General features: G+C 64.1%; 9 protein-coding genes. 3 read left to right on the top strand and 6 right to left on the bottom strand.

What is annotated here, in order from left to right:
- Nucleotides 1–61 precede the first annotated feature (61 nt).
- Nucleotides 62–1015, bottom strand: coding sequence for a patatin-like phospholipase family protein (locus ACI38Z_RS08075; RefSeq protein WP_439789684.1), 954 nt, complete (start codon nt 1013–1015; stop codon nt 62–64).
- 166 nt (nt 1016–1181) lie between these two features.
- On the opposite strand from ACI38Z_RS08075, the gene ACI38Z_RS08080 reads away from it, so the two are divergent.
- A complete protein-coding gene (locus ACI38Z_RS08080; protein ID WP_439789685.1) occupies nt 1182–1832 on the top strand; it encodes an HAD family hydrolase in 651 nt (216 codons plus the stop codon).
- Nucleotides 1833–1922: 90 nt separating this feature from the next.
- On the opposite strand, the gene ACI38Z_RS08085 is transcribed toward ACI38Z_RS08080, so the two are convergent.
- Together ACI38Z_RS08085 and ACI38Z_RS08090 are read right to left on the bottom strand one after the other, a co-directional pair.
- Nucleotides 1923–2756: an ABC transporter permease gene (locus ACI38Z_RS08085; RefSeq protein ID WP_439789686.1), complete on the bottom strand. Its 834-nt coding sequence runs from the start codon at nt 2754–2756 to the stop codon at nt 1923–1925.
- Nucleotides 2749–3714, bottom strand: a complete 966-nt coding sequence (locus ACI38Z_RS08090; protein WP_439789687.1) for an ABC transporter ATP-binding protein — start codon at nt 3712–3714, stop codon at nt 2749–2751. The genes ACI38Z_RS08085 and ACI38Z_RS08090 overlap by 8 nt, the downstream gene beginning before the upstream one ends.
- Nucleotides 3715–3906: 192 nt before the next feature.
- On the opposite strand from ACI38Z_RS08090, the gene ACI38Z_RS08095 reads away from it, so the two are divergent.
- Complete coding sequence (locus ACI38Z_RS08095; RefSeq protein ID WP_439789688.1) at nt 3907–4815, top strand: CPBP family intramembrane glutamic endopeptidase; 909 nt, start codon at nt 3907–3909, stop codon at nt 4813–4815.
- A gap of 29 nt (nt 4816–4844) precedes the next feature.
- On the opposite strand, the gene ACI38Z_RS08100 is transcribed toward ACI38Z_RS08095, so the two are convergent.
- Both ACI38Z_RS08100 and ACI38Z_RS08105 read right to left on the bottom strand, forming a co-directional pair.
- On the bottom strand, nt 4845–5243 hold the full coding sequence (locus ACI38Z_RS08100; RefSeq protein ID WP_439789689.1) for an HI0074 family nucleotidyltransferase substrate-binding subunit: 399 nt from the start codon (nt 5241–5243) through the stop codon (nt 4845–4847).
- Nucleotides 5224–5514, bottom strand: coding sequence for a nucleotidyltransferase domain-containing protein (locus ACI38Z_RS08105; RefSeq protein ID WP_439789690.1), 291 nt, complete (start codon nt 5512–5514; stop codon nt 5224–5226). Before ACI38Z_RS08105 ends, ACI38Z_RS08100 begins: the two co-directional genes overlap by 20 nt.
- A 574-nt stretch (nt 5515–6088) precedes the next feature.
- On the opposite strand from ACI38Z_RS08105, the gene ACI38Z_RS08110 reads away from it, so the two are divergent.
- Nucleotides 6089–7399, top strand: coding sequence for an ATP-binding protein (locus tag ACI38Z_RS08110; RefSeq protein WP_439789691.1), 1311 nt, complete (start codon nt 6089–6091; stop codon nt 7397–7399).
- A 60-nt stretch (nt 7400–7459) separates the two neighbouring features.
- On the opposite strand, the gene ACI38Z_RS08115 is transcribed toward ACI38Z_RS08110, so the two are convergent.
- Complete coding sequence (locus tag ACI38Z_RS08115; protein ID WP_439789692.1) at nt 7460–8344, bottom strand: tetratricopeptide repeat protein; 885 nt, start codon at nt 8342–8344, stop codon at nt 7460–7462.
- Between the last annotated feature and the right edge of the window lie 165 nt (nt 8345–8509).

Raw genomic sequence — 8509 nt, forward strand, 5'->3', positions numbered from 1 at the left:
ATCGCTCGGACGGCGATGCGTCCAGTGCGGACGGCAATGCGGACGCCGGCGGTGCCAGCGTCTAGCTCACGCCCAGGAACGCGACCAGCCTTGGCCAGGCGTCCGCCGCGGCCCGGAGCCCCTGCTCGTAGGCAGCCAGAAGGCGCTTTGGGTCGCGCTCGGACATGCGCGCGGCGATGGGCTCCTCCGGCCAGATGCAGAGGAGCTCGCCCGCGTCGTGCAGGCGCTCCAGCTGGTCAAGCTCGTCCGCGTACTCCGCGGAGCGGGCGGCCATGGCGCGCCCCAGCGCGGGGTGCGCGGGGTAGCGCATGCGCACGATGGGCACGGCCGGGTCGTCCGGGTCGGGGCGGTAGCCGCGGGGACGCGTGAGCACCACGACCTGCCTGCCGCGGTAGCGCTCGCGTCCGTAGGCAAAGGGGACGGGCCGCGCGATGCCGCCGTCAAGCAGGAGCTTTCCGTCCACGTCCACGGGACGGTTGGCACAGGGCAGTGCGGCGCTCGCCATGAGGTAGCGGGCCTCGGTCGCGTGGCCCTTTCCCTTGGCGAGCACGTGGTAGTCGGGCTCGCCGGTCTCGACGTCGGTCGCGACGCTTACGAGCCGCATGGGCGACTGCGAGTACAGCCACGTGGGGATCCGCTCGAGCCGGTAGGGAATCGTGTCGAAGATGAACTCGCTGCCCACGTAGTCGCCGCAGCGCAGCTTGGAGCGCACGGACATGAAGCGCCAGTCGTCCCGGTACGAAACGATCATGCGGGCCGTCTGGCCGGCCACGCCCGACGCGTAGCTGAAGCCGCACGATGCCCCGATGGAGACGCCCACCACGGACTCGGCCAGCAGGCCGTGGTCCAGCAGGAAGTCGACCACGCCGCAGGTGAACATGCCCCGCATGGCACCGCCCTCCAGCACCAGTTGGAACGGCGTCGTGCGCCAGTGGCGCCAGGCGGGGTCGGGCTCCGGCCCGGCCGCCTGCCGGCCGGCGGGTGCGGTTGGTTGGACGTGCATGTCGAGGCTCATCGTTCTTCTCCCCAGGGGACGTGCCAGCGCACGTGCCGGTGCGCCGATGTCCCGATTGTAGCCTTGGGCGAGCCACCGCGGCGGGCGAGAAGAACGTGCCCCCATGACCGTTGCCCCTGCGGTAGGCTAGGGTCGTTTGGACGGTTCGCGCGTGGCTGGGGGTCGCATGGCAGCTGCAGACAAACGCTATGAGTACGTCGTGTTCGACGTGGACGGTACGCTGGTCGATTCCGAGCGGGCCAACCTCGTGTCGCTGCAGCGGACGCTGCTCGAGCTCACGGGCAGGCGCTACGAGCTGGAGGACCTGCGCTTCACGCTGGGCCTGCCGGATGGCCCCGCGCTCAGGCAGCTGGGGTTCGAGCAGCCGGATGAGGCCGAGCGCGCTGGCAGGCGCTGGGAGCAGCTCGCGGAGCGGGAGGCCGCGTCCAACACGGTGTACCCGGGCATCCGCTCCACCATTGAGGAGCTGCACCGTCGCGGCATCGGCACCGGCGTCGCAAGCTCGCGCGCCCGACACGAGTACGCGGAGCAGATCTCGCCGCTGGGGATCGACGACCTCTTTGATCACATCGTCCTGGTGGAGGACACGGAGCGCCACAAGCCGGAGCCCGACCCGCTGCTTGAGTGCCTGCGCCGTGCTGGCGTCGCGGCGGAGCGGGCGCTCTACGTGGGCGACGCCGAGTACGATGTGCGCTGCGCGACCTCCGCGGGGGTCGACTTCGCCCTGGCGGGCTGGGGCGCCCAGCGCGCCTACGGGGGCGAGAGGTACGTGCTACAGAGGCCGGAGGACCTTCTCGCCCTCGTGCAGGCGCTTTAAGCTTGGGTGGACCTTGGTCAGTTTACGGTGGCGCCCCCTGGGGTGGGCGCCGGCTGGCTTACTTGCGGAAGTCTGCCGCAAGCGTGGTGGCTAGGCCTTCTGTCCCACGACCATGCGGTGGAAGCGCCTGAAGCCGAGGCCGCCCATGATCACGATGGCCGCCACCAGGCCGAGGACGCTCCAGACCAGCGGCATGTGCGCGATCTGCGGCGTGAGGATGGCGCGCAGGGCCTCGTTTGCATAGACGAGCGGGTTGACCAGCACGATTGTCTGCAGCACGGGGATGGCGGAGAGGCTCTGCCACGAGAAGAAGATGGCCCCCAGGAAGACGACCGGCATCAGGAAGCCGGGGAACATTGCGGCTATCTGGTTGGGCTTGACGATGGTGCCGACCAGCAGTCCGAGTGCCGCGGACGCGAGCGAGATGAGCACCAGCACCAGGGCGAGCGGAAGGATGCCGCCTGCGCCCATGGTCACGTCGATGCGGCTGCCCATGAAGATGAGCGAGATGGGAAGTACGATGAGCCCGCCCACGAACGACTCGATGATGCCCACGAGCATCTTGGAGAGGCCCACCACGGTGGAGGATACGGGCGCCTGCAGGCGGTCCTCGATCTCGTGCATGTTGTTGAAGTCCATGGTGAAGGGGACGGCCGTGCCGTGGATGCCCGTGATGAGCATGCTCATGCCCACCATGCCCGCAAACATCTGCGAGGGAAAGCTCTTGGGCAGCACGCCCAGCGTGGGCAGCATGAAGCCGTACGTGAGGATCAGGATGAAGGGCAGCATCGCCACGCGGAACACGAACTCCCATGCGTCGCGTGCCTGGATCAGGAGGTCGCGCTGTACCATGGCCCAAAACGCCTGCCTCGCAAGGCGGCCGTTGCGAGCCATTGCGTTGTTCTTCTCGCCAGCGTTAGTCATTCTGGCTCATCCCCTTTCCGGTGAGGTAGACAAATACGTCGTCCAGCGTGGTCTGCTTGAGGCTCATGTCTGAAACGGCGAGGCCCTGCTCCTCTGTCCAGCGGAAGAGCTGGTCAAAGTCCGGCTTGGGCGCGTCGATGTAGAGCGCGAGCGTGCCGTCCTGCAGCTTTGCGTGCGTGACGCGAGGCAGGCGCTCCGCGGTGTGGCGGACGTCCTCGTCCATGCGTGAGAGGCGCATCGTGACGATGGTGGAGGTGGGCACGAGCGCCTTGAGCTCCGCGGACGTGCCGCTCGCGACTATCTGCCCGTGGTTGACGATGGCCATGTGCTGCGCCAGGCGCTCCGGCTCCTCCATGTAGTGCGTGGTGAGGAAGATTGTGGTGCCGGCCTCGCGGTTGAGCGAGAGCATCTCGCGCCACAGGATCTCGCGGTAGTTGGGGTCGAGGCCGGTCGTGGGCTCGTCCAGGAAGAGGATCTTGGGCGTGTGCATCATGGCGCGGGCGATCTTGAGGCGCTGCGCCATGCCGCCGGAGTAGGTGCGCACGTAGTCGTTCTGGCGGTCTGCCAAGCCAAACTTTTCCAGGTACTCGTCTGCCTTGCGGTTGGCTTCGCGGCGGCCCATGCCAAAGTAGCGGGCATGGTAGATGAGGTTCTCGCGCGCTGTGAGCCCGCGGTCCAGGTTGTTGTGCTGCGCCACGACGCCGATCTCCGCGCGGGCGCCAACGGGGTCGTCCGTAACGGAGCGCCCGTCCAGCAGGATCTGCCCGCCCGACGACTCGAGCTGCGTGGTCAGCATCTTGATGGTGGTGGACTTGCCGGCGCCGTTGGGACCCAGGAAGCCAAACACCTCCCCGCGCGGGACGTCAAAGCTGATGCCGCGCACGGCCTCGAACCCGCCGCCGCCCTTGCGCGGGTACGTCTTGCGGAGGTCGCGCACCTCCAGAATGTTGTCTGCCATGTCCCCTCCCATGTTCATACCCCTATGGGGTATCAGTTGGTCGGTAGTGACTATACCCCTATGGGGTATCAGGTCATTCGGGCGAGAAGAACACGGTGTCGTCTTCACGTCCGCTCCATACGGACGCGGTGGCCGCGGTTGGTATAGCATGGGTTGCAAGAATGATGTCACGTCGTTGTGAGGGGGCTGCCCATGCGCGCGTGGAAACCTGGAACCAGGGTGCTTCTGTTCGTGTTGCTGGCGTTTGGCTTTACGTGGGTGTCCCAGCTGGTGTTGGGCTCGACCACGGGCTGGCGCGTGGACGAGTCTCTCCCGACGTGGTCGGTCACGCTCGCGCTCTGCATGTTTGCGCCGCTGGTGTCGGCGCTCATCACGCGCGCCGTCACGGGCGGCGGTGCCTCGATTGGCTGGCGGCCGCGCATCCGTGGCAACGTGCGGTGGTACGTGGTGGCTCTTCTCGCCCCGAGCGTGCTCACGGCTCTGGGCGCCGTCGTGTACTTCCTGCTTGTGCCGGGGGACTTCGACCCCTCTGCCAGCAGGTACATGGCCGCCGCCCAAGCGCAGCTGGGCGTCACTGCCTCGCAGGCGCCGCTCGTCCTGGTTGCGCAGCTGGCGTTTGCCGCGCTCGTGGCGCCGTTCCTCAACATGCTCCTTGCCGTGGGGGAGGAGGCTGGCTGGCGCGGCTTCCTATACCCTGAGCTGCGCGAGCGCTTGAGCCGTCCCGCCGCCGTGATCGCGACGGGCGCCATCTGGGGTGCGTGGCACGCGCCCGTCATCGCCATGGGTTACAACTATGGCACCAGCTACCTGGGCTTTCCTGCGCTCGGCATCCTGTGCATGGTCGCGTTCTGCGTCGCGTTCGGCACGCTGCTCTGCGTGTTGAGGGATGCGACGGACAGCGTGTGGGCAAGCGCACTCGCGCACGGTGCGATCAACGCGGTCGCGGGCACGGGGCTGTACTTCTCGCAAAGCGGGCGGCTGGGCCTGCTGGGGCCTGCGACGCTTGGCATTCTGGCCTGCATTCCCACCATCGTGCTGTGCGTCGTGCTCCTGGTCATGGCTTCCCGCGGTGTGCTTCCCCAGGAGAAGGAGGACCAGTAGTGGACTTGGGTGTAGCAGGTACGCCGTCCCTACAGTGCCCAGTCGCTCTGTAGCCTTGCCTCTAGCTGCTGGAACAGTGGAATGAACCTCGTCCGCGTGAGCCCTATGAGCTTCAATGCAACGCTTTCGTCATAGCTATGTGTGACGAGGTTTCTTGCCTCAAGTGCGTTGAGCCAACCCTTCTCGTCGTCAATCATGCCTGCGCTGTAAGCGCACTTGATAACCTTTCTGGGCGAACCGGTCTGGGCTTCGCTGAACCCCTGCTCCTCAAGAGTGGCCTTCATAGCTTTCCAGGACTGCTCCATGCAGACTTGGAAAAGCGCCACTAAGCCTGCTTCTGTCACAGCATCATAGGGAGGCTGGTAGTGCTGTGACTGCTCGAGGTTTCTTAACGCCTTCGAGAAGTTCTCACGCTTCTTTTCGCTCATACAGCACTACGCCATCCTTTCGAATCTCTGCTAGGAGCTCAGGCTGCACTATCCCATCGAGATCGACAACGTCAAACTGCAAAAGTGTTGGGGTCTCCTCGTCTATATCTAGGGCGAATGCGGCGATATCGCCACCACTTGCAGCTAGATCGATGTCGCTGCGCTCTCGGTTATCGCCGCGTGCACGAGATCCGAAGAGGAGAACGCGCGCTACTCCGTCTTGCCGTGCAAGAGCTTGAATACTCTCGACGATGTCCGCTCGTAGATTCATTGTCCTCCCTCTCGTTGGGCAGTACGTTTGATTTTATCTGATGTCTTCCGGCTGTCTTCTATTCTGGTCGCTTCATCACGATAGAGAATGAATTTGGGATACCGTGCAAGCGAGTCTATTCGAGAACTGACGAGCTACGTAGCCGCGCGGGTAAATTCTATGTCGCGTGCAATTGACATGGGGTTATGTGTGTTTTGACTTACCCCCAAGGGGTATCTGCTCGACTTGTCACGTCGATTGAGCTTGGAGGAACGTCCGCAAACCCCATCAACGGCTACCAGAGAGATGCCTCTGGGCACTTTGGGAGGGATGTCAGCTTGCCCTGGCACCCCGGAAACACACACAAGCCCCTCCAAATTGCACGAGTGGCAAGGAAAGTCCGACCCGATTCTCGCATACCCCCCGTCCATCTCATTCCAGATTGAGCGGGTGAGCCAACGCGAGCCACACATGGCGTATTTTCACTAATGGAATTGGCGTAAAACGTTAAATGAGAATGGCGTAAAATAGTGAATGAGAAAGGCGTATTTTAATGAATGACAAGCAATTTTCCAGTTGAAATGGGGTGTCGAAAGTGGCGTCATCGGATTCTTCCAACAAGACTGTACTTACCCCAAAGGGCTATCAACCTCGTCTTGTCGAGGGCCGTCTGGATACCCTTATGAGAGCGTTCGGCTGCGTTGAGATCAATGGGCCCAAGTGGTGCGGAAAGACTTGGACTGCCATGTCGCGCAGCGCCAGCATCTCGCGCCTGGACGATCCGTCCCAGCGTGAGGCAGCCCAGATGGATCCCATGCTTGCATTGGTTGGGGATACTCCGCACCTGGTGGACGAGTGGCAGGAGGTTCCCGAGGTCTGGGACGCTGTTAGACGTCGCGTGGACCAGTCTGGTAACCAGCGTGGCTTGTTGCTGATGACAGGCTCGATGACCTTGGGCGAGTCCAATCGCCAGAAGGTGACCCACTCTGGTACGGGCAGGATTGCCCGGCTTAAGATGCGGCCCATGGCGCTGTGCGAATCCGGCGACGCCGAGCCCAAGGTCTCGCTGGGCAAGCTGTTTGACGGCGACGACCTCGTTCCCGCCCGCAGGGACTCTGGTCTGGAAGACGTCGCTCGCTGGTGCTGTCGTGGTGGCTGGCCTGCCAACCTTGGGATGCCTGACGAAGTCGCGTTTGAGACTGCGTCGCAGTACGTGAGCTCGGTCCTGGACGTGAACGTTATCGAGGAGCACCGCTCGCCCGACGTCGCATTTTCCCTCATGCGCGCGCTCGCCATGAACGAGAGCCAGTCCGCAACCTACAAGACGCTCGGACGTGACATGGGATTGGGGGAGGAGTCTCCAACCACTCAGACCATAGCCTCCTACCTCGAGCTGTTCGACCGCCTGCACCTAACGGAGGAGCTGCGCGGGTGGGAGCCGCCCATGCGCGGGAAAGCGCGCGTCCGCACCAAGCCAAAGCGCTATTTCTGCGACCCGTCACTTGCCGCTGCACTTCTGGGCGCAACGCCGCAGCGCCTGCTCGGCGACATGCAGACGCTTGGGCTGCTCTTCGAGAACCTCGTCGTGCGTGACCTGCGCGTTTTCCTTTCGACGTATCCCGGGCTTGGCAACGGCCTCTACTACTACAGGGATGAGAAGGGTCTTGAGGTCGACGCAATAATGGAGCGCAATGGTCGCTGGGCTGGCATTGAGGTAAAGCTAAGCGACGTCAAGGCGGACGAGGCTGCCCACAACCTCCTGTCTCTCCGCAAAAAGATGCTCGCCAACGGAGCCACGCACAATGCCGAGCCCGCATTCCTGGCTGTTATCGTGGGCCGTGGCTCTCTGGCGTACCGGCGCGACGACGGCGTGTACGTCCTGCCCGCGGCGCTGCTTGGTGCCTAGCACATCGGTCGTCACTCCGCAGCGCCTGAAAGGGATCTGCACGCGGGCGAGAAGGACGGCCTACTCCAGCCCGTTCTCTTCCACAAGCTCGCGAGCCTGCCGTTGCCCGTCGATCGCCTGCTGCAGCCGCCTGCGGTAGTACGTCTGGCCGTCCGCGATGTCCAGGCGCAGTCCCACCTCCGCCTGTTGAAAGAGCATGAGCGCCCGCAGCGGGTCGGGCTCGATGCCCCACTTGGCGCAGCCCGGGCTCACCAGGAGCTGCGCGATGCGGATGGCCGGCTGAGCAATCTGCACGATGCCCTTCGCCAGGTCGAGGCTCCGCTCCCACAGCAGGCAGGCACGCGCAAGGTTGCGCTCCACGCTGCGCCCGCGCGAGTACATGTCGCCCAGCTTGTAGCTGGCCTCCCACGAGGGTTCCAGCGCCGCGGCCAGCGCGTAGCACTGGTAGGCGCGCCCGTAGTCGGGCTCGCCCGTTCGACCGTACTCAAAGATGTAGCCCAGGTTGATGATGGACTGCTGACAGCCGCGGTCGGCAGCCATCTGGTACAGATCTCGCGCCTTCTGGTAATCCTGCTCCAGGACGCCACCCATGTAGTAGTACGCACCCAGGTCGTTCATGCACGCAGCGCTCCCGCGCGAGATGCCAAAGCGATACCCCAGCCCCACCATCTCCGGTACGCGCGGATCGTCCGCGGCCCTCGCCACGGTGCCCTTGTTCTCGCTCATGAACCTGGCAAACTCGTCCTCATCGGGGTCGAGCGCCGCGTCCGCCATCTGTCTCAGGAGCTCGTCCACGTCCACCACATCGGAATCAAACGCGGTCTCCGCTTCGTCACTCGCGTCCTCGGGGGAGAAGGACGAGTCCTCGTCCCCGATGGGCATGCCGCCCAGCTCCGCAATGCGCAAAACGTCCTTGCCGGTCAGCTCAAAGTCCTCGGCAGCCATGGCGTCCTCCCCGGGTAGCGTCCAAAACTGTTGCGACGATTGTACGCCGATGGGCTTTGCAGGACTCTGCGCGTCTTCTGGACGCGACGAATGAAATTTTCTATGGCATGGCGGCATGGCACGATGGAAGATGGCACGACATGGCATCTTCGAAATCCGTCGCTC

Origin of the sequence: Parafannyhessea sp. (genome assembly GCF_051876455.1) — a bacterium.
Taxonomy (GTDB): Bacteria; Actinomycetota; Coriobacteriia; order Coriobacteriales; family Atopobiaceae; genus Parafannyhessea.

What these genes read in the sequence shown, in the direction of transcription:
- ACI38Z_RS08075 (WP_439789684.1), bottom strand. Translation starts at nt 1,015, where the DNA reads ATGAGCCTCGACATGCACGTCCAACCAACCGCACCCGCCGGCCGGCAG.
- ACI38Z_RS08080 (WP_439789685.1), top strand. Translation starts at nt 1,182, where the DNA reads ATGGCAGCTGCAGACAAACGCTATGAGTACGTCGTGTTCGACGTGGAC.
- ACI38Z_RS08085 (WP_439789686.1), bottom strand. Translation starts at nt 2,756, where the DNA reads ATGACTAACGCTGGCGAGAAGAACAACGCAATGGCTCGCAACGGCCGC.
- ACI38Z_RS08090 (WP_439789687.1), bottom strand. Translation starts at nt 3,714, where the DNA reads ATGGCAGACAACATTCTGGAGGTGCGCGACCTCCGCAAGACGTACCCG.
- ACI38Z_RS08095 (WP_439789688.1), top strand. Translation starts at nt 3,907, where the DNA reads ATGCGCGCGTGGAAACCTGGAACCAGGGTGCTTCTGTTCGTGTTGCTG.
- ACI38Z_RS08100 (WP_439789689.1), bottom strand. Translation starts at nt 5,243, where the DNA reads ATGAGCGAAAAGAAGCGTGAGAACTTCTCGAAGGCGTTAAGAAACCTC.
- ACI38Z_RS08105 (WP_439789690.1), bottom strand. Translation starts at nt 5,514, where the DNA reads ATGAATCTACGAGCGGACATCGTCGAGAGTATTCAAGCTCTTGCACGG.
- ACI38Z_RS08115 (WP_439789692.1), bottom strand. Translation starts at nt 8,344, where the DNA reads ATGGCTGCCGAGGACTTTGAGCTGACCGGCAAGGACGTTTTGCGCATT.